Here is a 26,437-nt window from a genome sequence, read left to right as displayed (position 1 = left end):
TCCACCACCTCACAGCGGGAAGGCTCCCTCGATCAGCGGAAGAACCTCGTCCGGATCGCCCGAAGCCTGAACCCTTCCCGCGGCTATGAAGACGGCGTAATCCGCCATCTCCAGGAAGGGTCGCCAGATGTGGGAGATAACGACGAGGTTAAGGCCCTCCTCGTGCTTTCTTTGAATAACCCCAACGACGTTCTTCATGCCCTCGAGGTCGAGGTTCGCCAGCGGCTCGTCCAGGAAAACCAGCTCCGGGTCTCCGACGAAAGCCTGGGCAAGGCTGACCCTCTTCCTCATCCCGGCGGAGTAATCCCTCACCCTCTTGTCCACGAACCCCTCGATCCCGAAGGTCTCCGCGGCCTCCGTGACGTCCCGTCCGTTCCCGCCCCTCGCCTCGGATACGTACTCCAGCCACTCCCTCCCGGTTCTTAACGGGGGTAGCGCAGGCGGATCGAAGGAGGCCCCCAGACGCTTCTTTACTCCCTCGTCCCGCCAGGGATCCTTCCCCAGGACCTCTATGCACCCGCCGCTGGGCCTGTAAGCGCCGGTTGCAATCTTCATGAACGTCGATTTCCCTCCCCCGTTGGGGCCCACCACCACTGTGAGACCCCCCGGGATCTCAAGGTCAACGGAATCGAGGGCGACGACGCTGCCGAAGCGCTTGGTCAGTTTCTTTGCCCTCACTATCACCGTCTCACCCCCCGCCATATCAGGGCGGCGAGGAGAAAGGCCAGGGTCCCGCCGCTTACGTACTCTACGCTGAGCACCCGCTCCGATGGATAGGTGGATATCGTTCTTATCGCTATCCTGGCCGTGCCGTTCCCGCGGTAGACGAAGTAGTAAGTCCCGGAATCCGGAAGCTCAACCTCCCGGTACATGTTCCCCATCGCGGTGAGGTTGGCTATGAACCTCCCCCTCGTTCCATCGAAGACGAGGACGCTGTACTTCCCGCTGTTGGCCGTCACGATGCTCACCGCCACCCTCCTTGCGGTGGGAACGAAGAGGGATGTGGAAGAGCCGTTTCCGCTGAGGAAGCCCGAGGCGGTTGAATTCGTTCCCTGATGGTATGGAACGAAGATGGTGCCGAGGGTGAAGAGGAACAGGCCGAGCAGGAAAAAGAGGGTGAACCGCTTCATCTGGCGTCCCTCCCTTCGCTGATGATCATCGAGGCGGCCAGCAGTATCGACGGGACGAAGAACCCAACCCTGACGACGCCCGCGTAGGGACTGCCCGCGTGCTCCATTCCGTAGGCGACCGCCGTCAGGTACGAGGACATTGCCCCCGAGATGTTGAAGGGTGGGAGACTCGATACTCCGAGGATAACCGGAACGTAGAGCACGGTCAGACCGCCCAGTATCGCGGCGAAGGAATTTGGTGAGAGCACCGCCACGAAAAGCGAGACCGAGATGGTGTAGAAGACCGTCATCAGAAGGAAGGCGAGGACGTTGATCCAGACACCGTCCCCGAGAATCCCGGTTAAGAGGGCTGGGGAGCCCGAGAGAACGTATCCGAGGGCGAGGAAATAGGGCAGCACGAAGGACAGGAGCGTCAGCAGGAAGGTCGAGGTGAACTTAACGGTGAAGAGCTTCCACTTCCTAATGGGAAGGGAGTAAACGGTGAGGGCGGCGAGGGAATCGATATCGCCCCTTATGGAGAGGCTTGAGAGCATCACCGCGACGAAGACCAGGACGCTGTAGGCCTCCTGTGAGACGCCGGGAAGGGCAAGCTTTGGGATCATGGTGGCGTAATGAACCGCCGATTCTGGATTGAAGGGGTTGAGCATCCCCACCGCGCCCATCCTGAGGGCGTCCCTCACGAACGCGATTCCGGTCATCAGAAACCCGAACAGGAAAACGGTGAGCGTCAGCGGATCGTTCAGTTCCCATTTCAGCTGGGTTTTAAGCGTGCCCATTCTTCCACCACCTCAATCCAGCGGAGACAAGGAGCGCCAGTGTTCCCGAGTAGAGGTAGTACCTCCAGGGGCTGTCCGGGAACGAGCCTCCGTTTTTGTCCGGAAACCGGATGTTGGTATCGTACAGCTTGATGCCGTCGGGCCAGACCCCATCCTCCGATCTCCCACGGATCCTCCTGTCGAAGTCGTCGACGCGGAAGATCCCGATGGCCATCAGCTCCGTGGAATGCATGAAGGACCCCGCTATCATAACCCCCGTGAGGAAGTCGTAGGTGTACTCCTCGCTCCCGCCGCCCGATATGGACCAGTTCCTGCCGGCGTCGCTGAAGTAGAACTCCCCCGTCTTTACACCTATCCGCGGTGGCCCGAAGGGTCGGTAATAGGTCAGAACCGTGTCGTTGCCGTAGGCGCTGTAGGTGACGTTCCCGACGGTGACGTTGACCTCATCGGAGAGACCCTCCAGCCTGAACAGAAACTCCCCCGGCTCCGGCGGGTTCGACGGGTCCACGAAGAGGGTGGCCTTCCCGACGGGAGTTCCGTTCTCGTAGTAGGTCATGTCCGTGAGGTTCAGCTTTAACACCTTCCACACGGTCAGGTTTGGGATTATGTGGTGGTAATCGCCCTCTATAGTGGCGTTCACGAAGGTCAAGCTGACGTTTAGGAGCGCCGTCCCGCCCTCGACCTCTAAGATCCGGAACCCGAAGAAGACCTCCGTGCAGTCCCCCGTCACGAAGGGGAAGCCGTCCTTTCTCCAGGGCGAATCGTTGCTCAGGTAGTCCAGGACCCCCTCCCGAACCGCGGGGGAAAGCCGCTCTGGATATAGGTCAAAGAAGTAAAGGTCCTTCACATGGCTCGGCCCGCCGGGGGGTTCAAGGAGCGCGTACCTGGCGTAGGTTCCCTCCTTAAGCCACGGCAGGGTGGCGCCGACTGCGGGAACCAGCAATAGAAAAATAAAAAGAAGAGAAGGCACTAATTGTTTTAATCTTTTCATGGGTTTTCACCGGTATTGGTTGGGGTTGGTGCAGGGGTTGCATAGATAACTGCATTCGCCCATCCAGTTTCCCCGTTAGCCCTTTGATATTCGAATGTTGTGTACGCAATCCTTGATGTCTGCTCCTCGTAAGGGCCCCTGATGATACGTGTTCCTTTATCGGTAGACACTGCAGCAACATGCTCTACCGTGTTGACTTCGATGGTGGCCCTTCCATCACAGATCCTGACGTATCCCCTGACCCCTGCCCAGTACCACTCTCCATTGTCCCATACATGGTCATCAACATCGTGTTTGTACATCCTCCAGCATCCAGTTGGGCTACTACCCTGAGAGGTTGCTACCACAAAGCTTCCGACTATATATCCAAGAAAACCCAAAACCAATATAATACTTATAAATCTCCTCACATAGCCACCTCCGTGTAGTTATTCAAAATATGTAATTTTATAAATTTTTCTTTAAGGAGTAATCAAGGTAATAAGAAAAAATGGAATCACCCGATGCTCCTTCCCATCGTCTCCTCCCCGAGGGTTAGAACATCAAGGGCGCCGACTATGGCAACGACTGCAATCACCAGAACGGCCAAGGCGCTCCCGCTCAACTCCATTATTCTTCCGGCTAAAATCGGCGCTATTCCCCCTCCTATCCTCGCCATGGCGCCAGCCCATCCCGTGCCTGTGCCCCTGACCTCCGTCGGGTAGAGCTCGGGCGTGTAGGCGTAGATGGCACCCCAGGCTCCGAGGTTGAAGAAGCTGAAGGCTATGGCGCTCGATATTATCGCCGCCTCGCTTCCAGAACGGGCCGCGAAGTAGAACCCCAGCCCGGCGATTCCCGAGAGGAGGAGGTAGTAGGAGAGCGTCTTCTTCCGGCCGATTCTCTCCAGAAGGTAGGCGGCGCTCCAGTAACCCGGCAGCTGGGCCACAGCCGTGATAACGAAGTACTGGAAGCTCCTGAAGACGGTGATTCCGAGGGTCGAGGCTAAAAACCTCGGGAGCCAGATGAAGAAGCCGTAGTATGCGAAGGCTATGCTGAACCAGGCCACGCTCAGCATCAGGGTCCTCCTGCCGTACCGCCTCCAGAGATCGCCCACCGAGGCCCTCTTCCTTTCTCCGGGGACGCTGAGTTTAGCCCTCACCCCAAGGATCCTTTCGACGGTCTTCTCTGCTTCCTCTATCCTGCCCCTCGTTAGCAGGTACCGGGGCGATTCCGGAAGCGCGAGGATGAGGGGAAGAACGAGTACCACAGCCCCGCCGAAGAGGAGTACGCTCCGCCAGTCGGCCCCCACGAGTATGGCGACGACACCCACGATTATCGTCCCCACGGCCCAGAAGCTCTCGAGGATTGAAATCATAGCCCCCCTCACCGATTTCGGCATGAACTCGGCGAAGTAAGAGCTCGCGACGGGTAGCGAGCCGCCCAGGCCCAGCCCCACGATGAAGCGGAGGGCTATGAGCGTTTCGAGGTTTCCTGCGAAGGCACTCACTACAGAGGCGATGGAGAAGGTGGAAACAGCGAGTGCGAGCGTTGTTCTTCTCCCGATTCTGTCGGCGAGGTAGCCGAAGAGCGGAGCCCCGAAGAGCATGCCGAAGAGTGCCGCAGAACCGAGGGAGCCGAGCCTTGTGAGACTCCCCTGGAAGGCGGGGTCGTTCTTGAGGAGCGCTATTACAAAGCCCGCGGAGATGGTGTTAACCGCTATGAATGCCCACACCGTCCCGAGGATGGCCAGAAGCGTGTAGTGGAACCTATTCAACCGGGAGTCCTCGATGACCTCCACTTCCACCACCCAGTACATCTGGATCGGAAATTTTTAAGCGTTTTCCAATAGGTCGGATCCGAAAATGGCGTGTGGCCTTCATACTGATGGAACTAACTCCTTGTCCCTTATGACCCATCCGTAGTCGGGGGTGAGGGCCGCCTGACCCTTCACCTACAATTCCAGCCTGTCCAGCTCTCTGCTCAGGATCTTCCACTCCCTCTCCTTGTACGCGGGCGGGCTTGTTGCAACTATCAGGGTGCCACCGTACTTGGTAACGTAGTCCTTCAACGAGAGCAGGAACTTAATGGCCCTCTCAAAACCGTTCTCAAGGACGAGGTACTCAAAACAGTCGAGCACGACGAGGGAGTGACCCTTCTCGATGTGCCTCTTAACGAGGTCTATGAGTATCCCCATATCGGTTGGCCGCACCGTAATAACGTTCTGCTCAGGCGAGCTTGAAGCGACCCGTGTGACCCAGAAAACCGGGATTGACAGCGGGCCCTCCCCAGGGGGACTCCGGGTTATGAGAACCCCGTTGCCAGAGGACTTCATCTTCTCGACGATCCTCGCCAGCTGCTTTTCATCGTCCGTGTAGAATGCCCCGGTGGGTACGTTGATGTTCGAGGTCTGAGGAGGCATGATCTGGAAGAAGGCGTACTTTATCATTCCAATGAAAATCATGGCCCTGAACACAGCGCCCGCGCCGTAAAGATAGGGAGCAAGGTTTGTAGTCACGGTTACGGGGTACGTCAGGTTTATGGCGCCCAAAAGAAACGCGCCGATGGGAAGCAGGGTCGCGATGCTCCTCAGGCCCATCTCCTCTTTAATGAGCGCGTAGCCGGCGACTATCAACATCAGCCCCATGAAGGGTATGGGAAACGCCATCAGCACGAGTGGGGACGCACCGAGGATGGTCGCGAGGAGGACGTACGTGGAACCTCCAACCGTCACCGAGATGAGCAGTACCTGGCCACCCGTGGTCCTGAGGCGTCCGAGCAGGTGGAGGGCCATCAGCAGGAGGAGCATCCCCTCAATCGTTGCAAGAAGGGCCAGTAGCGGTACCAAAGCCTCTCCGTTGGGGGACGCCCCAATTTCCACGAGTATCCGCTTCTGCGCGAGGGCCGCGAGGGAATCTATCTACAGCGCCAGCGTCAGAAAGAGCATGAACTCCTCGCGCCTCTTTGCCCACCTGTAGAGGGCAAACCCCCATGTCAAAAACCTCATCACGACGTTGATTACCTCCAGCACTCCCATCGCCCCTGATGCTTTGAGCTTCTTCAGCCCCTTTAAAAACTTTAATCCAAGTTGTTTAGCTAACTCAAATGGGCTGTGCTTATTAATAATCGGCTGAGTTCAAAGATGGGTCCCGAAAGGGGATGGAATGAAGAAAGAAAAGAGGCGTCACTTCATCGCCCTCGTTATTCCGACGTCCCCGACGAGAACGTAGGGCGTCGTTACAGGGGTGTTGACCTCCCACCAGTGGACGTGGTGGCTCTCCTTAGTCAGGCCCTTTATTCCGCCCAGGATCCTCTGAAGGTTGTCGCTCACCCTTATGTTCCTTATCGGCCTCAGCTCGCCGTTCTCGACGAGGAAAATCCCGTCCCTCGGGATGGTCGAGAAATCACCGGCGACGTAGTTCTGGAAGCGGGTGTACCAGACGTTTGTGATGTAGATGCCCTTCTTAACCTCGTCGAAGAGCTCCTCTCTGGTGTAATCGCCGGGCTCGAGGACGATGTTCCACGCGTGGGGCATTACCAGACCGGCGTTGGCGGTCGTGCTCGCCCCGTACTTCCTGGCCAGGCTGTGGTTGAGGAGGAAGGTCCTGAAGGTTCCGTTTTCGATGATGGTCGTCTCCCTCGTCGGGACGCCCTCGTCGTCGAACTTCCGCGTCCCGTAGCCGTTGGGCAGGTTTCCAATGTCCTTTATCGTGACGATGTCGCTCGCGACCTTCTCGTTGAGCTTGTTCACGAGGAAGCTGAAACCTGCCTCGGCGGCGTAGGCTGAGGTCATGAAGCTCATGTAGCTGAGCAGGTTCGCGAAGGCCAGCGGGTCGAAGATGACGTCGAACTTCCCCTCGGGCCCCTGCTCCGGGTTCCGGGCGAGGTTAGCTATCTCCCCCGCCTTCCTGCCGGCCCACTCGGGGTCGAACTTCTTCAGAACCCTTGAGGAGTTCGTCCCGTGGCCGCTCTCGAGGTCGCCGATGAAGGCGCGGACGCTTATCTCTATCCCCGTCCCCTCGTCGAACCCCTCGACGCCGTTGCTCGTGGTCAAGTAAATTTTATCGTGGTCAGTGTAGAGAACTCCCGCAACTCTCTTGGCCCCCTCCTCGAGGGCCGAGTTTATCGCGGTTTCAACGTACTCGTTCGGCTCGTCCAGCTCGACTATGGCTTTATCGAAGGTCTCCGGGATATCCCTGTACTCGAAGGGGCCCTCCGCGATGCCGTAGTAGTCCTCCTTGGGGGACATGCCCTTCAGGTTGCTCAGGAGCGTCTTCAGGGTCTTCTCTATGTTCTCCTCGCTCAGCTCCGTGATGCTCGTCCCGGCGACGCGCTTCTCGAGCTCGACGAAGAGCTCCACCTTCCTTTCGTGCCAGTTCTTCGCCACGGTTATCTCGTTGTTGGCGAAGCGGACCTGCCTCCGCTCCGTCTCGTGGGAGAGGACGACGACGTCGCCGAAGCCCAGCTCCTTAGCCTTCTTGAGGATGAAATCGTTAACGTCGAACATCTCCACCACCTCACGGCCTCCTCAAAGGTATGTCCCTGAGCCTTGCGTGCGCTCCGCCCATCCAGACCGGAACTCCTTGGCCCGGCTCGCCCTTGCCGCAGGTTCCGGGGTAGAACTCCACCTCCCTGCCGACGGCATCGACGCTGCTCCACAGCGCCCTCGTCGTTATCTCGAGGATGGGCCTCCTAACCGGGTGCTTTATCTCGCCGTTCTCGATGAGGTAGGCCTCCCTGCCGATGTACCTCTGCTGATACCTGCGGTCGTCGATGTTCCACTCGTTGAAGGAGACCATGTAGACGCCGAGTTTGACGTCCTCGATGAGCTCCTCGAAGGAGTGATCGCCAGGAGCCAGGTAGGTGTTGGCCATCCTGACTATGGGCTCGCGGTTGTAGTTGATGGCCCTCGCCGCGGCGTTGGAGCGTTGCCCGAGCTTCGCCGCGTACTCCCTGTTCATGAGGAACTCGTTGATGATTCCGTTCCTGATGAGGTACCTCGGGCGGGCCTTCACTCCCTCGTCGTCGTAGAGGTAGAAGCCCCAGCTGTTCGGTATCGTCGGGTCCTCGATAACCGTCACCGCCTCGCTCCCTATCCTCTCGCCGAGCATGTCTGGCTTGACGAAGCTCTCTCCGGCCTGGGCGGCCTCCCTTCCGAATATCCTGTCGCTCTCGTAGGGGTGCCCGACGCTCTCGTGGACGGCTATGCCAGCGACCTCCGGGCTGATGACGAGGTCGACCCTGCCTTCAGGCGGTTTCCTGCCCTCGTAGATGAGCCTCTTTAAGGCCTGGACGTCCTTCACCGCCCACTTCCAAGGCTCGTCCTTCTCGATGAGCTCAAGTCCGCCGGAAAAGGCCCTCTGGACGAAGGGCGCCTGCTCCATCTGGCCGTTCTCGAAGACCACGAGGTTGTAGGTTACGGAGACCCTCGGGATCTTGCTCTCGATGTACGCGCCGTCGCTGTGGAGTATCTTCTTCTTCCAGACCTGGTCGGAGTAGTTGAGGTAGCGCATCGGCACGTTTACCCCGGTTGCCTTTACCTCCTCCTCGATCTTCCTGAGGAGCTCGAGCTTCTCCTCGGGCGAGAAGTCGCGGAAGTCCTTGCGCATCTTCACCTTGTACTCGACGGAGTGAAAGTCCTCCTCCGAGAAGACTATCGGTTCCTTCCTGACTTTGGCGGCCGCCTTGGCCAGCTTGACGGCCTTCTTGACCGCTTCGCCCACGCTCTCCTTCGTCAGGACGTTCGTGCTTGCGAAGCCCATTCCCCCATCGGCCAGAACCCTTACGCCCATGCCCCTGTCGGATATTACGCTCAACCCCTCGGGGTTGCCGTTCTTCATGGCCAAAGAAGTGCCCTTCTTCTCCTCGAACCTCGCCTCGGCGTAGCTGGCCCCCAGCTCGAGGGCCTTCTCGACGGCGAACTCCAAAAGCTCCATGCACATCACCTCGGTTTACTGCATAGAATAGTGCACCTTGGAGTATAAAAGTCTTTTCGCTAAGATGGATATCGAAAAGGGTCGGGCGGTTCGTAAGGTTTATCTATCAGGACGGTGAACCAAAGGTGGGTGAGGGATGGGCGAGAACATCAACGTTGCCCTCATACTCAGGGATATACAGCTTATGCAGAAAAAACTGGACGAGATAGAGGAAGAGCTTCTCAAGCTGAAGATTCAGAACCTTGAGGAAGAGGAGCTCAGCGAAGGGGAACTCGCGGAGCTGGAGCGGCTTTCACGGGAAACGATGGAAAACGGGGTGCCTTGGGAAGAGGCAAAGAAGAGGCTCGGTCTTTGAGGTGCCATGAATGACCTATGAGGTTCTTCTTCACAGGAACGTTCTAAAAAATTAGAAAAGGCTCCAGAAAACTTGAAGAAAAGTTTGAGGAGTTAATCGAAGAACTCAAATTCAATCCTGTGCCATCCGGGAAGTTTGACGTCAAAAAGATCAAGGGGAAGAAAAACACGTTTAGGGTTCGTCTCGGCGAGTACAGGGTCATTTATGAACTTCGACGGAAAGAACTGCTTATTCTTATCATCAAATTGGAAAACGGGAGAATGTGTACGACTAATTAAAGGATCAGGCCATGGACAAAGAATCTTCCACTCAAAACTTCTCCTCGCACTCGCACGGCTTCTTGCCGCAGTAGGGGCAGACGCCCGGGTACTTCTTCTTAGCCGCCTCCTCGAGGTCCACCCCGAGGAGATTGGCGAGGCTCGCGAGCCAGGCCAGGACGTCGGCGAACTCCTCCTCCATTCCCTCCCGATCCCGCTTCCTTATCGCCTCGCTCAGCTCCCCGACCTCCTCGACGAACCAGAGAAAGGTTCTCTCAACCCCTCGCTTCGAGTCCTTGTGGAAGTAAATCTCCTTTATCATCTCCTGGAACTCGCTTATCTCCACCCTCACCACCCTGAAGAGGGAGAGGGGAAGGGCTTAAAAACCGCTCGCCACGTCGATGAGTTTCCTCACGTGGATCTCGGCCGTGTCGAAGACCTCGATGGAGACGTCGCCGGGCTTTATCGCCAGCGGGAGCTCGGTGCAACCGAGGATGACGCCCTCAACGCCCTCCTCCCTCGCGTACCTCTCGATTAGGTCCACGAGGTAGGGCTTGCTCCTCAGGTTCTCGAAGGCCAGCTCCTCAAAGATTATCCTGTTGATTTCGTCTATCTCTTTCTCCGCGGGCACCACCACCTCAAAGCCAGCCTCTTTCAGGGCGTTCCTGTAGAAACCGGCCGTCATCGTGGTTTTGGTTCCGAGGAGAAGGACCCTCTCAACGCCCCGCCTTTTCATCTCCTCGATGAGGGCGTCTATTATGCTCACCATGGGGACGTTCACGGCGGCCTGAACCTCCGGGAAGACTATGTGCGGGGTATTGGCGGAGAAGGAGATGACCTCGGCCCCGGCGCGCTCGAGGGCCCTCGCGGCCTTTATGAGTATCTCCTTCCTCCCCTCCCAGCCTTTGGGATTGTCCTTGAACTCCGCGAAGTTTATGGAGTAGACTATGAGCTCCGGGAAGGTGAAGGGGCCGAACCTCTCCCTGCTTATCTCGATGTATTTCCGGTAGTAATAACACGTTGATTCGGGCGTCGTCCCGCCGATTATCCCTATCCTCTTCATAACCATCACCGGGAACCCCCTGGAAAACAATCTTTATCAGTTTTTGGGTGTTAGAAGAAGATTTCTCAAACATATGGGAAGGTCTGGTTATAACTCCAAGTTCGCCCCCCAGACACACATCAGGACGCTATTAAGTCCCCCAAGGATAGAATGGCCACAAAGCTGAGTCCAAAAATCTTTCCTTGAAAGTTAAATTGAAAGCTAAAAAAGATAGAAGGGTTCACTTTTCCTTCAGATGGACATCGAGCTGCGGGAACGGGATCTCTATTCCCTCCCGGGTGTAGAGCTCGTAGATACCCTTGGTCAGGTCACCCTTGACCGCCCAGTAGTCCTCGGTCTTTGCCCAGGCCCTCAGCTGGAGGTTTATCGACGAATCGGCCAGGGCGGTTATCACGACCCCCGGCTCCGGATCATCGAGAACCTTGGGGTGGTTCTTCATTAGGTCAATCGCCAGCTTTATTGCCCTGTCCAAGTCCGTTCCGTAGGCAACGCCGACGTCAACGTCAACCCTCCTTGTGGGCATCCTCGTGTAGTTCGTGATCACGCTTCCCCAGACGAGCTTGTTGGGTATGGTTATGAGTTTGTTGTCGGGAGTTAGGAGTTCGGTGCTCATTATTCCGACGGCTTTGACCTTCCCCGTCTTTCCGCCGACTTCAACGACTTCGTCGACGTCTATCGGCCTGAGCGCTGCGATCCAGACGCCCGCGGCGAGGTTCGTGAGGGTGTCCTGCAGGCCGAAGCCCAGTATCAGGCCGATTACCGCCGAGAGGCCGAGGATTAGGGAGGAAACGGAGACCCCCACCGCACCGAGGGCGACTATTATCACGGTTACGTAGAGCAGCACCGCCAGGAACCGCCCGAGGAACTCAATGACGAGCGGTGGAAGCTTCGTTTTCCTGAGGCCCCTCTTGAAGATGCCTACGAGTATCTTTGCCACGACGTAGCCAACTATCAGGATTATCAGTGCTGAGACCAATTGGAACGGCGTGACCCCTATGTACGGTAGGGGTTCATCGAAGGCCACCATAGTATCACCTCGGAGAGTTTTTAGGAAAAATTGGTTATTAGAATATAAAAGGTTTCCCTTCTCAGCCAAGTATAGAAATTATCTCGTCCCAGAGCCTCTCCGCCAGCTCGCGCTTGCCCATCCTCGGCAGCTTCTTAACGAAATCTTCTCCCACGAGGACGACCTCGTTCTCCTCGCTCCCGAAGGCGTTGAGGGTGTTGGCCACGACGAGGTCGCTTCCGGCCCTCTCGATCTGCTTTCTGGCGGCGCTTACGAGCTCCTCCTCGCTCCGGGCCGTCTCCGCCTTGAATCCGACCAGAAAAGCGTCGGGCTGGAGCTCCTTCACCCGGTCTATTATCTTCGGCGTTGGTTCGAGCTCGAGGGTTAACGATTTCCCGCTCTTTATCTTCCTCTGGGCTTTCTCCTTAACGCAGAAGTCGCTCACGGCCGCCGCGAGGACGACGACGTCGTATCTTCTCGCCTTTAGCTCGCTCTCTATGGCCGCGAGCATCTCCTCGACGGTCTCGACCTCGATCTGGTTTTCCACGAAGCTTGAAACGCTCCCCCTCGTCCGGATTAGGGTAACGTCAGCACCTCTGAAATCGGCCTCTTCCGCTATGGCCACGCCCATCCTCCCGGAGCTCGCGTTAGTGATGTAGCGTATCGGGTCTATGTACTCCCGCGTTGCGCCGGCAGTGACGAGGACGCGCCTTCCCTCGAGGGTCTTCGGGTGGAGCTTTTTGATGACGCGATAGACTATTTCCTCCGTGCTCGCGACCTTCGCCTTGCCCTCCTCGAACCTCGGTCCTACGAACTCAACGCCGAGTTTTTTCAGCTTCTCGATGTTATCCTTGACTACGGGATGGTCGTACATCGTCGAGTGCATCGCAGGGGCTATCATTATCGGCGTGTGGGCGAAGGCCGTCGTCACAACGGTCGTAACGGGCGTGTCGTCGATACCGCAGGCGATTTTCCCTATCGTGTTGGCCGTCGCGGGGCAGACCAGGACGAGGTCGGCTTTGTTCTCGTGCTCTCCGGCCAGCTCAACGTGCTCTATGAAGCCCGTTATCTCCGTAACGACCGGGTTTCCCGTGGCGAACTCCATTGCATAGGGGTGGATTATCTTCCGGGCGTTCTCGCTCATGACGGCGTGAACCTCGGCGCCGTGCCTTATCAGCTCGCGCGCGAGCTTGACGCACTCCACCGCGGCTATGCTCCCCGGGATGGCGAGGACGATCTTCTTTCCGAGGAGCTTCTTACTCTTCGTAGCGTGGATGAGTTTGACGTGGTGAAGCATGATGGATCCCCGGAAGGGATTGGTTAATTCATTATATAATAGTAACTCAACCCTCCCTCACGGCGTCCTCCTCGAACCTGTCCACCTCCTCCTTCGTGCCAACCCACACCACTATCGTCGGTTCGACGGTTATCATCCCGTCCCTTATCATCGGTTTTACCTCTTTTATCGCCTTCTCGATCTTGTATCCCCTATCGACGGCCTCTATAACAATGGGCAGGTCCGTGGAGAGCCGCATAACGTCCGCCGAGTGGACCCTGCTCTTCTTGCCGAAGCCGTAGATACCGCGGTAAACGGTAGCCCCGGCGATGCCCATCTCTCTGAGCTTCTCCACTATGGCCTTGTAGAGGGGTTTCCCCCCGAATCGGTCGTTCTCGCCTATGTAGATGCGAAGGCGGAGCGTGTTCCAGTGTTCCACCTCAACCACGGGATCACCTCCTCGCAAGTACGAACCCGAGGAAGACTAAGCCTATCGTGATTATAACGTTTGCCGCGATGTTCAGGGTGGCCAGAAGATACTCCTCCTCCCGTAGAAGGGAGAACGTCTCGTAGGAGAAGGTCGAGAACGTGCTCAGCGCCCCGCAGAAGCCCGTTCCGAGGAAGAGTCTCCACTCCGCCGACACGTCCACACCCCAGAAGAGCAGGCCGTAGAGGTAGCCAAGGAACAGGCTGGCCAGGCTGTTCACGAGGAGCGTTCCAGCAGGGAAATCCTTGTACACGGGGAGTATCCCCGAGAGGTAGAACCGCCCCACCGCTCCCAGGGCGCCGCCGAGGGCTATCACGAGGATCATCCTTGGGTTCATGGTCTTCACCCTTTCCTTTATCCGGGGGGCGTTTGGACCCGGCTATTTAAGGTTTTGGTGCGAATGTATACAGAGATTCAGGAAGGGATGCGACTACTTTCCCCGCCCGAAGTTCAGGTAGTAGTGTATCTTCTCCTCGACCTCACCGTAGTCCTTCTGCGGAAGGCCGAGACGTTCCCTGAGGCGCTTGTTCTCCGCTATCATCGCCGAAAGCTGTATCGCCAGGTTCTGGTCGTCCATGGCAAGGTAGTACGAGCTGAACTTCAGGGGGGACCACTTCCCTTCGAGCTCGTAGAGCTCCGCGCTGAGCCGCCCTATATCCTCCTGGAGCTTTTTAAACGTGGTTTCGTTGGCCTCGGGGTCGTCGTCGAGGTAGCCGTGGAGGAGGATTATCCTGAGCGCCTCATCCACCCGGAAACCGTAGCGTTCGCAGAGTTCCCCGATTTTCTCGAAGGTCTCGTCGGGGATCCGGAAGGTTACCCTTCTCCAGCCCCTCTTCGGCCTCACCGTTATCTTCATCCCTTCCACCCGAGCCTCTCCCTCAGTTTCCTGTTCTCCTCGCTGAGCTCCTTCCTGAACTCCATCAGGAACTCCTTGTCCCGCTTTGCCATCTCCTCGAACTCGAGGAGTTCCTTATAGCCGTACTCCATCTCTTCCAGCTTCCTCTCCAGCCTCTCTTCCTCTTCACGGAGGAGACGAAGCTTTAGGACCCGGAGCGTCCTCTCAAGTCCCTCCAGATCCTGGAATCTCCCCTCTATTTCCCGCCTGTTCTCGCGTATGGTCTTGAGCTCCTCGTCAGTGACCTCTATTTCCACGGGAGTATCCCCCTTTGTTTTTTGCTCCTCCTTTTTCTTACCGTTACGCCCGTTTCAAGACCTTTCAATGCTTCTATCGCCAGCGGGAGTGCGGATACTTCCTCCTTCTTCGGCGCTTCCTTCGCGCGGTAATCGAACCTATCGATGAAAGAGCCGAGCCTCTCCCCGAGGCCCTTCAGCTTTCTAATCTGGAGCTCCCTCAGCTTTTCTGCCGCCTCTGGATTCTTCCTCTCGAGAAGTTCGAGGACCATCTCGTAGTGGCGTTTGCACAGTATCGACCCTGAGCGCTCGTATTCGGGCAGGAGCTCCCCGATCCTATCGGCGAACGCCTCCACGGTGCTCCTCTCCTTATCCTCCATCAGCTTGCAGAGGAAGCACTCGCCCTCCTCGGGGGCCGTGCCGTTTTCCAGCAGGTCTGCGTAAACCCCCAGCATGTGCTCGTAGATCATGGCCACGCCCAGCGGTCCCAGCAGTGGCTCCGAGTAAGCTTTTTCAAGGGTCTTCCATGCGTGGTGGGTGCAGAGGCCGAGGCTCTCCCTGAACTTCTCCCTCACATCGGGGTCGTTCACGTGCTCGTAAAGGATGATCTCTATCTCCGAATCCTCGTACTTGCGAAGTATCCTGCAGACGGGACAGCCCTCTCCGAGGGCGTCCATCAGGTAAATCCCTATCAGGTCCATGCCCACCACTCAGAGGAACCGCATCATGAAGTCGAGCACCGCAAGCGCCCTGTATGTGTTCTGGAAGTTCGAGATGCCGAGCTCGAGGCTCCTCCTGAAGCCGCCGTTGGCGTTCTGAAGCTGGCGTATGAACCAGACGTGTCTCCGGGGGCAGTTAGGAGTTTCATCCTGGAGCCCAAGCCCCCTCGTCCCGTAAAAGGTCGGCTCGATGTAGGGCGGAAGACTGTAGGGGACCTCGGTGAAGCCGCCCCAGTCGCCGCAGAGCTCGCAGTTCCGGAAGTGGGGGGTTTTCGGCGGCCTGTAGCCGAGGGCGTGGAGAACGTAAAGGGCCTGGTAGGTCATGGTCGTCGTCGGGCCCTTAACGCCGAAGCCGTTTCCGTTCCTGAACTTCATGACGAAGGCCCTTATGGCCTCCCTCTCATCGGTGCTGAAATCGTGGCCGATGGCCTTGAAGGCCTTGGTTACCCAGTAGGTTGCCTCAAGCGGTGTCGCCGTCCCGAACTCCTCGCTTCCGCCGAGGCCCACCGCGAACTTACCCTCGAGCGGGTTGTACTTGGTGAATACGATGTCGAGGTGCTCCCTCGCCACGTCCCCGGCCCCGAGCAGGGCCAAACCCTCCATGGCCATCGCTATCGCAACGACCGCCGTCTGGGGTTGTATGGTCTTCTCAAGGAACTCTACAGTCCTCTCCGGCTCCGGGAAATCCAGTCCAAGGAGGTCGTAGATTTTGATGGCGTAGTAGGTGTCGTTGACGTTGGTATCGCTGAGGACGCTGACGAAGCAGTAACCGCCGTCCTCGTGGCGCCTCTCCTCGATGTACCTGACGAGGGAATCGGCGTTGATGAATCTCCCCATCTCGTAAAGCTTCGAGCCCATTCCACCGCCTCCTCATGGTTTTGCGGAGAACAGGCGTCATCAGCCCTGGAGGGCGGTTCGGCTCGAAGCCCGGGCGGACGCCATCGCCCGGTGGAACATCCGAAAGGCGTTTTAAAACGTTTTTGGTGAAAGGTAGTGTACCTAAAAATTTAATTAGGGAAAGGGCAACTTAAGGCGGGATGAAATCATGGAGTTCATAGCCTTCACGTACGTCGGAAACTTCGTGAACGATGGGGTGATGAAAGAGGTCGTTTTTGACGTGTTCGACGGAGCGAATAGGTTCTTCGAGGAGAACAACCTTCCCCTGAGGTTCCTCTACATCGGAAAGCTAAAGCTCGAGCCCGGCTACCTGATAAACATATACTCCGGGGAAGAGAAGATCAAGGCCTATCCTGTGGAGGTACTCGTTGAGGTCCTCCACGCCAAGCTCCTGGGCGAGATAGAGGAGAAACCGGACATCAGGATGAACAGGATATTCGCACTCACCACCTTTCCCCTCGTCTCCCGCAACCCATACTTTGACTTCTACGAGAAGTTCCTGGGGGTACAGGAGACCCTGGTAGGGTTGAGGGTCATGCTCCTGTCGATGAAGCCCTTTGAGCCACCGGAACTCTCCGAACTCATAAAAACTGTTCAAAGGGGGAGCGCATCCCCCGCGGAGAGGGCCCTCCTGAGGGAAAAGCTTGAGCTGTTCAAGAACCGCCTCCTCAAGGGTGTCCTCCACGAGGTCGGGCACGGCTTCGACCTTGGCCACTGCACCAACGACTGCGTCATGAACCCACCGTCGAGCATGGGGGAATGGGACTCCAGGATGCTCGGTTACTGCGATTCCTGCTTCATCAACCTGAAAAGGGCGCTCGAATGGTCCGAACGCAACCGGAGGGAGTAGTGACAACGTTGCCCTAAAGTTCACGTGGCATCCAGATCAAAAAAGCTGGAGCGTTAGTTAGGGCTTTTGGGCCCCTCCACCAGTTTTTTGGCCTCCTCAAGAACCTTAGCCGCGTGCCCCTTTGCGCGGACATTGATCTTCTTCCAGACGAGTTCTCCCTCGGGATTGAATATGAACGTGCTCCTCATCACTCCCTCGTACTCCCTTCCATAGCGTTTCTTCTTCCCCCAGGCGCCGAGGGCTTTGATGAGCTCCGCACCGGGGTCGCTGAGCAGTTTGACCTTCAGCCCGTGCTTCTCCTTAAAGCGGGCGTGGCTCTTCACGGAGTCCTTCGAAACGCCGATGACCTGAAAGCCGAGCTTTTCGAACTCCGGGAGGAGCTCCGTGAACTCCTTCGCCTCCGTGGTGCACCCGGGTGTGTTGTCCTTTGGATAGACGTAGAGCACCGTCCACTTCCCCAGGATGACGTCCCCGAGGCTTACCTCGTTCCCGTCCTCATCGAACACCCTTACATCCAGAGGGTTCATAGTATCACCGGGATTATTAGGGTGGCCTAACTCATAAACGTTTCGGATGGGATAACGTTATTTAGGTTGAGCAAGATTATTCTTCAAGGTGATGGCATGAGGCTACCGCCGCACAAGACGAAGATAGTCGCCACCGTAGGCCCGGCGTCGAAGAAGCGCAAGACCCTTGAGGCCATGGTAAAGGCCGGCATGAGCGTCGCGAGGATAAACTTCGCCCACGGGGATCTCGAGGAACACGCGAGGGTCATCGAGACCGTAAGGGACGTCTCAAGGAGGCTGAACCGACCCGTGGCCATCCTCGGTGACCTGCCGGGGGTAAAGATACGCGTCGGTGAGATAGCGGGCGGTTCGGTTACGCTGAGGCGGTGGCAGACGGTCGTTCTGACGACGAGGGACGTGATCGGAAACGAGTCCGAGATACCCGTCCAGTTCAAGGATTTTCCGAGGATAGTGTCCAAGGGGGACACCATCTACCTCAGCGACGGTTTCATAGCGCTCCGCGTGGAGGAGGTTAAGGATCAGGACGTCATCTGTAAGGTCATCGTTGGCGGGACGCTGTTCTCCAACAAGGGCATCAACGTTCCGAAGGCCGGGATGGTCATCGACGCCGTAACCGAGAGGGACCTCGAGCTGATCAGGTTCGCCATAGAGCAGGGTATCGACGCGGTCGGGATAAGCTTCGTCGGCTCCGCCTACGACGTCCTCAAGGTGAGGAGGTTCGTGGAGGAGAACGGCGGGAACCTCTTCCTGATAGCCAAGATCGAGAGGCCCGACGCCGTGAAGAACTTCGACGATATCCTCAACGCCGCCGACGGGATAATGGTGGCGAGGGGGGACCTCGGCGTCGAGATGCCCATCGAGAAGCTCCCAGTCCTCCAGAAGAGGCTCATATTCAAGGCCAACGTTGCCGGTAAGCCCGTGATAACCGCCACCCAGATGCTCGAGAGCATGACGGAGGAGAAGCTCCCGACGAGGGCAGAGGTCACGGACGTTGCCAATGCTATTCTGGACGGAACCGACGCGGTTATGCTCTCGGAGGAAACGGCCGTCGGAAAGTACCCCGTCGATGCCGTCAGGATGATGGCGAGGATAGCCAAGACCACCGAGGCCCACAGGGACTCCCAGTGGTCCACCCGGATACTCGAGTGGAAGATGACGCGCTGGAACGAGAGAGGATCAAGGACGGGGACAATAAAGGAGACGATAACGAGGAGCATAATAGAGGCCCTCAACTCCATGGATATCCGGTACATCCTGACGCCGACGAGAACCGGAAAAACGGCGAGGCTCATCTCCCGCTTCAAGCCCAAGCAGTGGATCCTGGCCTTCGCAACGGAGGAACGGGTCGCGAGGAACCTCATGTTCTCCTACGGCGTCTACCCGTTCGTCGTCGAGGAGGCCAGCGAGGGGGAGATACTGGGCCTGATAAAGGGCCTCGGCATAGTGAAGGAGAACGACAACGTCCTGCTGACGAAGGGCACACCCATAGGTAAGACCGTCGGAACCAACACCATCAGGATATTCACCGTCTGAGACCCTCCAGCCCTGTATCACGCCGGTGTTTTCCCATTTTTCGGTTTTTCGTGCTTTCTGATACCCTTTTGGAGATTCCGCCATTGTCATGGCTCGTTGCAATAAGACTCGAGGAGAATTGATCAGCCTTTTCGTAAAAGGCTGGCGAAAAAAGCCCTTTCTCATAAGAGGCCGAGATGAAAGCGTGCGCTTTAAAATTGGGGATAATATAGTGGATTAACCTTAAAACAAGATATTAAGCAGGTTTCACGGTTATTCTGGCGCCCGAAGGGCGCCTTGTGGACAGGAAACCCTGCAAAATGGACAAGTTGAGTGTTAATCCACGCTAAAACACCGAACTTTAAAACCGCACGCCAGTTTTCCGTCAACGCTTTTCAAAAGGGTTGTGATCAGCCTTTTGGGAAAAGGCTGGCGAAAAGCTTGTGATTCCTTCAGGGGGCTGTTTAGTTGTGTTTGCGCTGTTAAAAGGCGTTTAAAACTCGAATTCGGGATTAAAAGGTCAAATTCAAGGGGTTTTCAATCTCCCGCGCTCCGAAGGAGCGCCATCCAAAAGCAAACCCGCCACCAGTAACACGTTAACGGCGAATTCCAAACTCAAAAGCTTCTTTACAATGCAAACACATCAAAACCATCCTAAAAGGAGCCACGCCTATTTCCGCCAGCGCTTTGCGGAGCAAAGGGCTGTTACAATAACTCCCCGAACAGCAGGTCCTCCTTTGTCCCACCCGCCTTTCTGAAGAGCCTCTCGCTCCACGAGACGTTCCCAACGTCCTCCGGCCTGTGGGCGTCGCTGGCAAAGGTCAGCTTCACACCCCGCCTAACGCACTCCCTCACGAAGTCGAGGTCGGGGACGCGGTAGCGTGAGCTTATCTCGAAGGCCTTTCCCCTCTCCTCCGCGAGTTCGATCAGGCCGAGGAGATCCTCCCCGTCGGGATAACCGATGTAGGGAAAACTCGCCCCAAAGTGGCCGATAACGTCAACGTTCTCATCGAGGAGCGCGAGTTCAGCCAGCTTGATGTACTCGCCGGGGTCGTCCAGCCACAGGTGAACGCTGGCGATGACGTAGTCGAGCTTTCCGGCGATTTCGGGAGGTACGTCGACGCCTTCCCATGTTACGTTGGCCTCGATCCCGGCCAGAACCGTTACATCGCTCTCCCCGCCCCAGCGACGGATCTCCCTGAGGTAGCGGTTGAAGGGTTTCCCGCCAAGGTAGTGAGTGTGGTCACTTATCCCGACCAGGCTCAAGCCCCTGAGCTCCGCGGCGGCGACGTTCTCCATTATCCCGCCAACGCCGTCGGAGTAAACCGAGTGGGTGTGCGTGTCGTGGGGAAACTCGAGCATGGTTAGGGGTTTCCCGCTGGAGTTAAAAAGCCTTCTGGACAAAATATCCAACGTAAAGCCGGCCCTTGAACTTTGACAACATTTAAATACGGCGAGGGAGAAAACTTATCCGGTGGTGGGAATGGTCGAGCGCTCAAAAGTTAGGGTTCTCGTTGCAAAGCCGGGGCTTGACGGTCACGACAGGGGGGCCAAGGTCGTTGCGAGGGCCCTCCGCGATGCCGGTTTCGAGGTCATCTACACGGGCATAAGGCAGACTCCAGAGCAGATAGTGGAGAGCGTCATCCAGGAGGACGTCGACGTCCTCGGGATAAGCATCCTCTCGGGGGCGCACATGGTTCTGATTCCCAAGATACTGAAGCTCCTCGAGGAGCGCGGCATAAAGCCCAACGAGGACGTACTCGTGGTAGCGGGGGGCATAATCCCGCCCGACGACGCCGAGGAGCTCAAGAAGATGGGCGTTGCGGAGGTCTTCGGCCCCGGGAGCCCGATAGGCGACACCATCAAGTTCATCGACGAGAACGTTCCGAAGCTCAAGAAGTTCAGGTCGGAGTGACCCAACCTTTATATCCTTTTGGATAATTACTCCAAGTGATGGCCATGATAGACGACCTTATAGAGCGCATGCTGAAGGGGGACAGACGCGCCACCGCGCGGTTGATAACCCTCGTGGAGAACGACGAGGAGAAGGCGAGGGAGATCGTGCGGAAGATATACCCCCTCACCGGAAACGCCTACATCGTCGGCGTAACCGGACCGCCCGGGGCGGGAAAATCGACCCTTCTCGACAAGCTCATCCGGGTCGCCAGGGAGGAGGGTAAAATCGTCGGGGTTATAGCCATAGACCCCACCTCGCCCTTCACGGGCGGCGCGCTCCTCGGGGACAGGATAAGGATGCAGAGGCACTCGACGGATCCGGGGGTCTTCATCAGGAGCATGGCGACGCGCGGCTCCCTCGGCGGGCTCGCCAAGGCCACGAGCGATGCGATAAAGGTTCTCGACGCCTACGGCTGCGACGTCATCTTCGTCGAGACGGTCGGCGTCGGCCAGATAGAGGTTGACATCGTCAAGACGGCCGACACCGTGGTTATGGTCACCGTTCCGGGCCTGGGCGACGACGTGCAGGCGATAAAGGCCGGGCTCATGGAGATAGCCGACCTCTTCGTCATCAACAAGGCCGACAAGGAGGGCGCCGACGCAACCTACTTCGAGCTCAACATGATGCTTGACCTCGAGAAGGAGCGCTGGGAGAAGCGTGGCTGGAGGCCGCCGATAGTCGAGACGGTGGCGACGACGATGAGGGGAATCCGGGAGCTCTGGGGGGAGGTAAAGAGGCACCGCGAGTTCCTCGAGGAGAGCGGCGAGCTGGAGCGGAAGAGGAGGTTCCGCGCCCAGGAGGAGGTCAAGACGATAGTCTCGGGCAGAATAGCCCGGGCGATAAGCGAGCGGTTTGACGAGGAGGAGGTGGCGTCGCTCATAGACAGGATCGTCAGGCGGGAGGTTGACCCGTACTCTGCCGCTGACGTTGTCCTTGAAAAAGCCCTGGGGGTGAAGGTATGATGAAGAAGATAGACCACGTCGGTATAGCCGTCAAGAACCTCGACGAGGCCGTGAAGGTCTGGGAGGGTCTCGGCCTCAAGGTGGACGAGATCGAAGAGGTGCCGGACCAGAAGGTTAGGACCGCCATCATCCACGTCGGCGAGAGCCGGATAGAGCTCCTCGAGCCGACGGCGGAGGACTCGCCCATAGCGAAGTTCATCGCCAAGCGTGGTGAGGGGATACACCACATAGCCCTCGGCGTCGATAACATCGAGGAGCATCTCGAGAAGCTCAAGGATAAAGGTTACCGCCTCATCGACGAGAGGCCGCGCATCGGTGCGGGAGGTGCGAAGATAGCCTTCGTTCACCCCAAGTCGGTAACGGGTGTGCTTCTCGAACTATGCGAGAGGGAAAAGTGAAGATGAATTTCCCGAACTTAAATTGATCTGGTTTCTTATTCTTTTCTTTTTGATAGAGTAATACACATAACTGGATTTTTAATAGCATACCGTAACGTTTATAAGAACATTGGTGAATTTCCCATGGTCATAACGGTCATAATGTTATGGCTTTAAGTAAATAGTGTGAAGTGATGGCCTATGATGTTCAGGGGGCGACCCCAGAGGAGTAAGTCTCGGATCGTTGATTACCGCCATCTCAACGAAGTCCTCTCCAAAGACCCGCGGCGCGGCAAGATCCTCATAACCCGGAGGCCTCCCTTTGAGGTCAAGGCCCCCAACGTCCGTAAGGTGTGGGTGACCAAAGTACCGCATCCGGAGGCGGTTCCCCCGACCAAACTTCACGTCATCGAGCAGATAATATGGAACCAGCTCAATAAAACCGCGTCGGACGTGATTTTGGACGCCTTCGAGTACCTGATGATAGAGAACGGGGTTGAACCCACCCTTCGCTTCGTGGGTAAGATGAGGGACATGACCCTGATGAGGGACTCCGAATTCTACGTTACAGTGAGCAACGGACTGGACGAGCGGGTGCTCAACATCCTCCGCAGGATAGTCGAGTGAGCCGCGGGTAAAGTTATATAACCCTTCTTGTTATTCTCCAGTTTAGGTGTAAGGCATGCCGTACATCGAGAAGATTGAAATGAAGGGCTTCAAATCCTACGGTAACCGGAAGGTAGTCGTTCCACTTTCTAAGGGTTTCACGGCGATAGTGGGCGCCAACGGTTCTGGAAAGAGCAACATCGGCGATGCGGTTCTCTTCGTACTCGGTGGGCTGTCCGCCAAGGCCATGCGCGCGACCAGGATAAGCGACCTGATATTCGCGGGCACCAAGACGGAGGCACCGGCGAAGTACGCGGAAGTTGCCATGCACTTCAACAACGAGGACAGGGGCTTTCCGGTCGATGAGGACGAGGTGGTGATAAAGCGCCGCGTCTACCCCGACGGCAGGAGCAACTACTGGCTAAACGGCAAGAGAACGAGCAGGAGCAACATCCTCGATATCCTGAGCGCGGCCATGATATCGCCCGAGGGCTACAACCTCGTCCTCCAGGGGGACATCACCAAGTTCATCAAGATGAGCCCCACCGAGAGGAGGATGATAATCGACGAGATATCCGGGATAGCGGAGTACGACGCGAAGAAGGAGAAGGCCCTCAGCGAGCTGAAACAGGCCGAGGAGAACCTGGCGCGCGTTGACCTGCTCATCAGGGAGGTTAAGGCCCAGCTCGACAAGCTCGAGAAGGAGCGCAACGACGCCCTGAGGTACCTCGATCTCAAGGAGCGCGTCGAGAAGGCCCGGGTTACCCTCCTCCTCGGCGAGATAAGGAAACTCGAGTCCCTGATCGAGGAGAGCAACGCCCGCGATCGGGAGATAGAGGCGGCGATGGCTGCCATAGAGGAGCGCCTCAAGGATATAGCCAGGGAGATAGTCTCCAAAGAGAGGGAACTGAGTGACGTCGAGAGGGAACTCGAGGAGAAGAGCGAGGACGGCATCCTCGAGGTCACGAGGAAGATCAGCGAGGTCCAGTCGAAGATAGAGATGGCCCGGAGGAACATCGAGCTGGCCGAGAAGGAGATAGAGGAAAGCCAGCGCAGGCTCGCCAAGACGAAGGAGGAACTGAAGAAGGTCTCCGAGGAGATAGAAAAGAGCAGAAACGCAATTCAGCGCTGGAGTAAGAGGCGAGAGAAGCTCAAGGCGGAGATAAAGGAGAAGGAGGTCGCCAAGAACGAGCTGGTGGTCAAACTCGGCGAGATCGACAGGGACTTCGCGAGGGCCAGGGAGGAGTTCGATAAGGTCGTTGCCGAGCTCGAGGAGGGCAAGAAGGAGCTCTACATGAAGGAGGGCGACGTCAAGAAGTTCGAGGAGGAGATAGAGCGCCTCAAAACTAAAATCGCCCAGGATAGCGCGAAGAGAACAGCGCTCAAATCCAGGATAGAGGAAACCAGAAGGGCCCTCGAGGCCAGGCGCTCCGAGCTCGGGGAGGTGGAGGGTAAGATATCCCGGGCCGAGGCGAGGCTCAGGAAGGCCGAGAAGGAGCTCGAGGAGAAGGGCAGGTCCCTCAAAAAGGTTGAGGGGGAGCTCTCCAAGGCTAAGGAAGAGCTCATCAAGGCCGAGGCCCACCGCGAGATCAGGGGCAACAGGGCCGTGGAGTTCCTGAAACGGCAGAAGGTACCGGGCCTCTACGGTCCGCTCGGGGAGCTAATAACGGCGGAGAAGGACTACGCCCTGGCCGTCGAGGTCGCCCTCGGCGGGAACTACGACAACGTCGTGGTGGAGGACGATAAAGTCGCCGAGAAGGCGATAAAACTCCTGAAGGAGAATAAACTCGGAAGGCTGACCTTTCTGCCACTCAACAAAATAAAGCCCCGCTCGATGCGCGGGAAGCCGCCGCTCGGTGTTCCGGCGATGGACGTCGTCAGCTACGATGCCCGCTTCAAGAACGCCGTCGCCTACGCCCTCGGGGACACGCTCATCGTCAACGACATGGACGAGGCGAGAACCGTTGGGATCGGGAAGGTTCGCATGGTGACCCTCGGCGGTGAGCTCCTCGAGAGGAGCGGGGCCATAACCGGGGGGCACTACAGGCCGAGGGGCAGGCTCGGCGTGAACGTCGACGAGATAAGGAAGAGGGTCGAAAAACTCGAGCGGGAGAGGGAGGCCCTTGAATCGGCCGTTAACGCCCTCAGGGTGGAGATCAAGGGGCTCCAGGACGGGCTCTTCGAGCTGCGCATGAAGAAGAGCGGGCTTAACAAGGATCTTCAGGTTATCCAGAAAGAGATGGAGCGCCTTTTGGCGGAGGATAAGGCCCTGAAGGAGGAGATCGAGGAGAGCGAGAGGGGGATCGAGGCCCTCGAGAAGAGGATCCACGATGCAAAGGGTGAGATGGCCAGGCTCCGCGGGAGGATAGAGAGGCTCGAGAGGAAGAGGGATAAACTCAAGAAAGCGCTGGAGAACCCGGAGGCGAGGGAGCTCAACCAGAGGATCAGGGAGGCGGAGCACGAGATAAGCAAACTCAGAGAAGAGCTCGGCAAGGTCGAGAGCAGGCTCGAAGGCCTCGAGGCGAGGATAAACGAGGAGCTCCTTCCAAGGAAAGCCGATCTGGAGGAGGAGATTGAGGGGCTTGTGAACAGGATAAACGCGCTAAAGGCCAACATCGCCGAGAACGAGAGGGCCATAGGGGAATTCGAGGGAGAGCTTGAGGAACTCAGGAAAGCCGAGGAGGGCGTTAAGGAAGAGCTCAAGGAGCTCCGCGAGAGGCGCGAGAGCCTGAGGAAGGAGATAGCAGAGCTCCGCTCCGAGAAGGAGGAGCTGAGTTCAAAGCTCCAGGAGCTCCGCATCGAGGCCAACACGCTGAAGATAAAGCTCGCCCAGTACGAGGCGACGCTGAAGGAGAAACGGGAGGAGCTAAAACACCACGACGCCAAGATCGTGAAGGGCATCAAGGAGATCCCGCTCGAGCTCGAGGCCCTGAGGAAGGAAATAGAGGAGATGGAGGAGGAGATACGCTCCCTCGAGCCCGTCAACATGAAGGCCATAGAGGACTTCGAGGTCGTCGAGAGGAGGTACCTCGAGCTGAGCAGCAAGCGCGAGCAGGTTGTCGCCGAGAAGGAGAGCATAGAGGAGTTCATAGAGGAGATAGAGGGTCAGAAGAGGAACGTCTTCATGGAGACCCTCAACCAGATAGCGAAGAACTTCTCGGAGCTGTTCGCCAAGCTCTCCCCGGGAGGAAGCGCCAGGCTCATCCTCGAGAATCCCGACGATCCATTCGCCGGAGGCCTCGAGATAGAGGCCAAGCCGGCCGGGAAGGACGTCAAGAGGATAGAGGCCATGAGCGGCGGCGAGAAGGCCTTAACCGCCCTCGCCTTCGTCTTCGCCATTCAGCGCTACAAACCGGCCCCGTTCTACCTCTTCGACGAGATCGACGCCCACCTCGACGACGCCAACGTCAAGCGCGTCGCGGACCTCATCAAGGAGGCCTCGGAGAACAGCCAGTTCATCGTGATAACCCTGAGGGACGTCATGATGGCCAACGCTGACAAGATAATCGGCGTCAGCATGAGGAACGGCGTGTCCAAGGTCGTCGCCCTCAGCCTCGAGAAGGCCATGAAGATCCTCGAGGAGGCCCGGAAGAGGAGCGAGGCCGAGCACGAGGAGATGTTCGGCCACCTGAGCGGGTGAGGTGTG

At 57.4% G+C, this 26,437-nt stretch carries 30 protein-coding genes and 1 riboswitch; of the genes, 9 read left to right on the top strand and 21 right to left on the bottom strand.

Annotated elements, in window-relative coordinates; translation table 11 throughout:
- Nucleotides 1–9 precede the first annotated feature (9 nt).
- From A3L02_RS05285 to A3L02_RS05250, 9 genes are all read right to left on the bottom strand, one after another.
- Entirely contained in the window at nt 10–684 is a 675-nt protein-coding gene (locus A3L02_RS05285; RefSeq protein ID WP_335755118.1) for an ABC transporter ATP-binding protein, read from the bottom strand.
- Nucleotides 681–1,130: a hypothetical protein gene (locus A3L02_RS05280; protein WP_088862960.1), complete on the bottom strand. Its 450-nt coding sequence runs from the start codon at nt 1,128–1,130 to the stop codon at nt 681–683. Before A3L02_RS05280 ends, A3L02_RS05285 begins: the two co-directional genes overlap by 4 nt.
- On the bottom strand, nt 1,127–1,906 hold the full coding sequence (locus tag A3L02_RS05275; protein ID WP_088862959.1) for a hypothetical protein: 780 nt from the start codon (nt 1,904–1,906) through the stop codon (nt 1,127–1,129). Before A3L02_RS05275 ends, A3L02_RS05280 begins: the two co-directional genes overlap by 4 nt.
- A complete protein-coding gene (locus tag A3L02_RS05270; protein WP_088862958.1) occupies nt 1,893–2,849 on the bottom strand; it encodes a hypothetical protein in 957 nt (318 codons plus the stop codon). Before A3L02_RS05270 ends, A3L02_RS05275 begins: the two co-directional genes overlap by 14 nt.
- Nucleotides 2,850–2,893: 44 nt before the next feature.
- On the bottom strand, nt 2,894–3,307 hold the full coding sequence (locus A3L02_RS10210; RefSeq protein ID WP_157895734.1) for a hypothetical protein: 414 nt from the start codon (nt 3,305–3,307) through the stop codon (nt 2,894–2,896).
- A gap of 86 nt (nt 3,308–3,393) precedes the next feature.
- Entirely contained in the window at nt 3,394–4,683 is a 1,290-nt protein-coding gene (locus A3L02_RS05265; protein WP_237268572.1) for an MFS transporter, read from the bottom strand.
- Between the two features lie 144 nt (nt 4,684–4,827).
- The gene (locus tag A3L02_RS05260) at nt 4,828–5,721 is read right to left on the bottom strand and encodes a DUF835 domain-containing protein (RefSeq protein ID WP_088862956.1); all 894 of its coding nucleotides are present in this window, start codon (nt 5,719–5,721) and stop codon (nt 4,828–4,830) included.
- 336 nt (nt 5,722–6,057) lie between these two features.
- On the bottom strand, nt 6,058–7,380 hold the full coding sequence (locus A3L02_RS05255; protein WP_088862955.1) for a TldD/PmbA family protein: 1,323 nt from the start codon (nt 7,378–7,380) through the stop codon (nt 6,058–6,060).
- A gap of 10 nt (nt 7,381–7,390) precedes the next feature.
- Nucleotides 7,391–8,809: a TldD/PmbA family protein gene (locus A3L02_RS05250; protein WP_088862954.1), complete on the bottom strand. Its 1,419-nt coding sequence runs from the start codon at nt 8,807–8,809 to the stop codon at nt 7,391–7,393.
- A 136-nt stretch (nt 8,810–8,945) separates the two neighbouring features.
- On the opposite strand from A3L02_RS05250, the gene A3L02_RS05245 reads away from it, so the two are divergent.
- Complete coding sequence (locus A3L02_RS05245) at nt 8,946–9,164, top strand: hypothetical protein (protein WP_088862953.1); 219 nt, start codon at nt 8,946–8,948, stop codon at nt 9,162–9,164.
- A 119-nt stretch (nt 9,165–9,283) separates the two neighbouring features.
- Nucleotides 9,284–9,442 (top strand): type II toxin-antitoxin system RelE family toxin, encoded by a 159-nt coding sequence (locus tag A3L02_RS10425; protein WP_237268571.1) that lies wholly within the window; start codon nt 9,284–9,286, stop codon nt 9,440–9,442.
- 31 nt (nt 9,443–9,473) lie between these two features.
- Here A3L02_RS10425 and A3L02_RS05235 read toward each other — a convergent pair whose 3' ends face one another.
- From A3L02_RS05235 to A3L02_RS05190, 10 genes are all read right to left on the bottom strand, one after another.
- Nucleotides 9,474–9,767 carry a MazG nucleotide pyrophosphohydrolase domain-containing protein gene (locus A3L02_RS05235; protein WP_088862952.1) on the bottom strand — a complete coding sequence of 98 codons (294 nt, stop codon included), beginning with the start codon at nt 9,765–9,767 and terminating at the stop codon, nt 9,474–9,476.
- Nucleotides 9,768–9,800: 33 nt separating this feature from the next.
- Nucleotides 9,801–10,484, bottom strand: a complete 684-nt coding sequence (locus A3L02_RS05230; protein WP_088862951.1) for an aspartate/glutamate racemase family protein — start codon at nt 10,482–10,484, stop codon at nt 9,801–9,803.
- A gap of 220 nt (nt 10,485–10,704) precedes the next feature.
- Nucleotides 10,705–11,511 (bottom strand): mechanosensitive ion channel family protein, encoded by an 807-nt coding sequence (locus A3L02_RS05225; protein ID WP_088862950.1) that lies wholly within the window; start codon nt 11,509–11,511, stop codon nt 10,705–10,707.
- Between the two features lie 61 nt (nt 11,512–11,572).
- Complete coding sequence (gene coaBC, locus A3L02_RS05220; protein WP_088862949.1) at nt 11,573–12,787, bottom strand: bifunctional phosphopantothenoylcysteine decarboxylase/phosphopantothenate--cysteine ligase CoaBC; 1,215 nt, start codon at nt 12,785–12,787, stop codon at nt 11,573–11,575.
- Nucleotides 12,788–12,833: 46 nt separating this feature from the next.
- On the bottom strand, nt 12,834–13,214 hold the full coding sequence (locus A3L02_RS05215) for a DUF190 domain-containing protein (protein ID WP_088862948.1): 381 nt from the start codon (nt 13,212–13,214) through the stop codon (nt 12,834–12,836).
- Between the two features lie 4 nt (nt 13,215–13,218).
- A complete protein-coding gene (crcB, locus tag A3L02_RS05210) occupies nt 13,219–13,590 on the bottom strand; it encodes a fluoride efflux transporter CrcB (protein ID WP_088862947.1) in 372 nt (123 codons plus the stop codon).
- Between the two features lie 93 nt (nt 13,591–13,683).
- Nucleotides 13,684–14,109 (bottom strand): hypothetical protein, encoded by a 426-nt coding sequence (locus A3L02_RS05205; protein ID WP_088862946.1) that lies wholly within the window; start codon nt 14,107–14,109, stop codon nt 13,684–13,686.
- Nucleotides 14,106–14,405 carry a hypothetical protein gene (locus A3L02_RS05200; RefSeq protein WP_088862945.1) on the bottom strand — a complete coding sequence of 100 codons (300 nt, stop codon included), beginning with the start codon at nt 14,403–14,405 and terminating at the stop codon, nt 14,106–14,108. The genes A3L02_RS05205 and A3L02_RS05200 overlap by 4 nt, the downstream gene beginning before the upstream one ends.
- On the bottom strand, nt 14,396–15,085 hold the full coding sequence (locus A3L02_RS05195; RefSeq protein WP_088862944.1) for a DUF6062 family protein: 690 nt from the start codon (nt 15,083–15,085) through the stop codon (nt 14,396–14,398). Before A3L02_RS05195 ends, A3L02_RS05200 begins: the two co-directional genes overlap by 10 nt.
- A gap of 9 nt (nt 15,086–15,094) precedes the next feature.
- Nucleotides 15,095–15,961, bottom strand: a complete 867-nt coding sequence (locus A3L02_RS05190; protein WP_088862943.1) for a prenyltransferase/squalene oxidase repeat-containing protein — start codon at nt 15,959–15,961, stop codon at nt 15,095–15,097.
- Between the two features lie 23 nt (nt 15,962–15,984).
- Nucleotides 15,985–16,058: riboswitch (Fluoride riboswitch) on the bottom strand.
- A 90-nt stretch (nt 16,059–16,148) separates the two neighbouring features.
- On the opposite strand from A3L02_RS05190, the gene A3L02_RS05185 reads away from it, so the two are divergent.
- Nucleotides 16,149–16,850 (top strand): zinc metalloprotease, encoded by a 702-nt coding sequence (locus A3L02_RS05185; RefSeq protein ID WP_088862942.1) that lies wholly within the window; start codon nt 16,149–16,151, stop codon nt 16,848–16,850.
- Between the two features lie 53 nt (nt 16,851–16,903).
- On the opposite strand, the gene A3L02_RS05180 is transcribed toward A3L02_RS05185, so the two are convergent.
- On the bottom strand, nt 16,904–17,377 hold the full coding sequence (locus A3L02_RS05180) for a peroxiredoxin (RefSeq protein WP_088862941.1): 474 nt from the start codon (nt 17,375–17,377) through the stop codon (nt 16,904–16,906).
- Between the two features lie 96 nt (nt 17,378–17,473).
- Between A3L02_RS05180 and pyk the strand changes: the two genes are divergently transcribed.
- A complete protein-coding gene (gene pyk / locus A3L02_RS05175; protein WP_088862940.1) occupies nt 17,474–18,910 on the top strand; it encodes a pyruvate kinase in 1,437 nt (478 codons plus the stop codon).
- 684 nt (nt 18,911–19,594) lie between these two features.
- On the opposite strand, the gene A3L02_RS05170 is transcribed toward pyk, so the two are convergent.
- Nucleotides 19,595–20,251, bottom strand: coding sequence for a PHP domain-containing protein (locus A3L02_RS05170; protein ID WP_088863835.1), 657 nt, complete (start codon nt 20,249–20,251; stop codon nt 19,595–19,597).
- Between the two features lie 121 nt (nt 20,252–20,372).
- Between A3L02_RS05170 and A3L02_RS05165 the strand changes: the two genes are divergently transcribed.
- From A3L02_RS05165 to smc, 5 genes are all read left to right on the top strand, one after another.
- Nucleotides 20,373–20,804, top strand: a complete 432-nt coding sequence (locus A3L02_RS05165) for a cobalamin B12-binding domain-containing protein (protein WP_088862939.1) — start codon at nt 20,373–20,375, stop codon at nt 20,802–20,804.
- Nucleotides 20,805–20,848: 44 nt separating this feature from the next.
- Complete coding sequence (gene meaB / locus A3L02_RS05160; protein WP_088862938.1) at nt 20,849–21,808, top strand: methylmalonyl Co-A mutase-associated GTPase MeaB; 960 nt, start codon at nt 20,849–20,851, stop codon at nt 21,806–21,808.
- Nucleotides 21,805–22,206 carry a methylmalonyl-CoA epimerase gene (gene mce / locus A3L02_RS05155; protein ID WP_088862937.1) on the top strand — a complete coding sequence of 134 codons (402 nt, stop codon included), beginning with the start codon at nt 21,805–21,807 and terminating at the stop codon, nt 22,204–22,206. The genes meaB and mce overlap by 4 nt, the downstream gene beginning before the upstream one ends.
- Before the next feature lie 183 nt (nt 22,207–22,389).
- Complete coding sequence (locus A3L02_RS05150) at nt 22,390–22,812, top strand: DUF835 domain-containing protein (RefSeq protein WP_237268651.1); 423 nt, start codon at nt 22,390–22,392, stop codon at nt 22,810–22,812.
- A 55-nt stretch (nt 22,813–22,867) separates the two neighbouring features.
- Complete coding sequence (gene smc / locus A3L02_RS05145; RefSeq protein WP_088862935.1) at nt 22,868–26,431, top strand: chromosome segregation protein SMC; 3,564 nt, start codon at nt 22,868–22,870, stop codon at nt 26,429–26,431.
- Nucleotides 26,432–26,437 lie beyond the last annotated feature (6 nt).

The organism is Thermococcus celer Vu 13 = JCM 8558 (genome assembly GCF_002214365.1).
In the GTDB taxonomy this organism is placed as follows: Archaea; Methanobacteriota_B; Thermococci; order Thermococcales; family Thermococcaceae; genus Thermococcus; species Thermococcus celer.
Note: the sequence above shows the minus strand (reverse complement) of the source record. Positions and strands in the feature narration are given on the sequence as shown.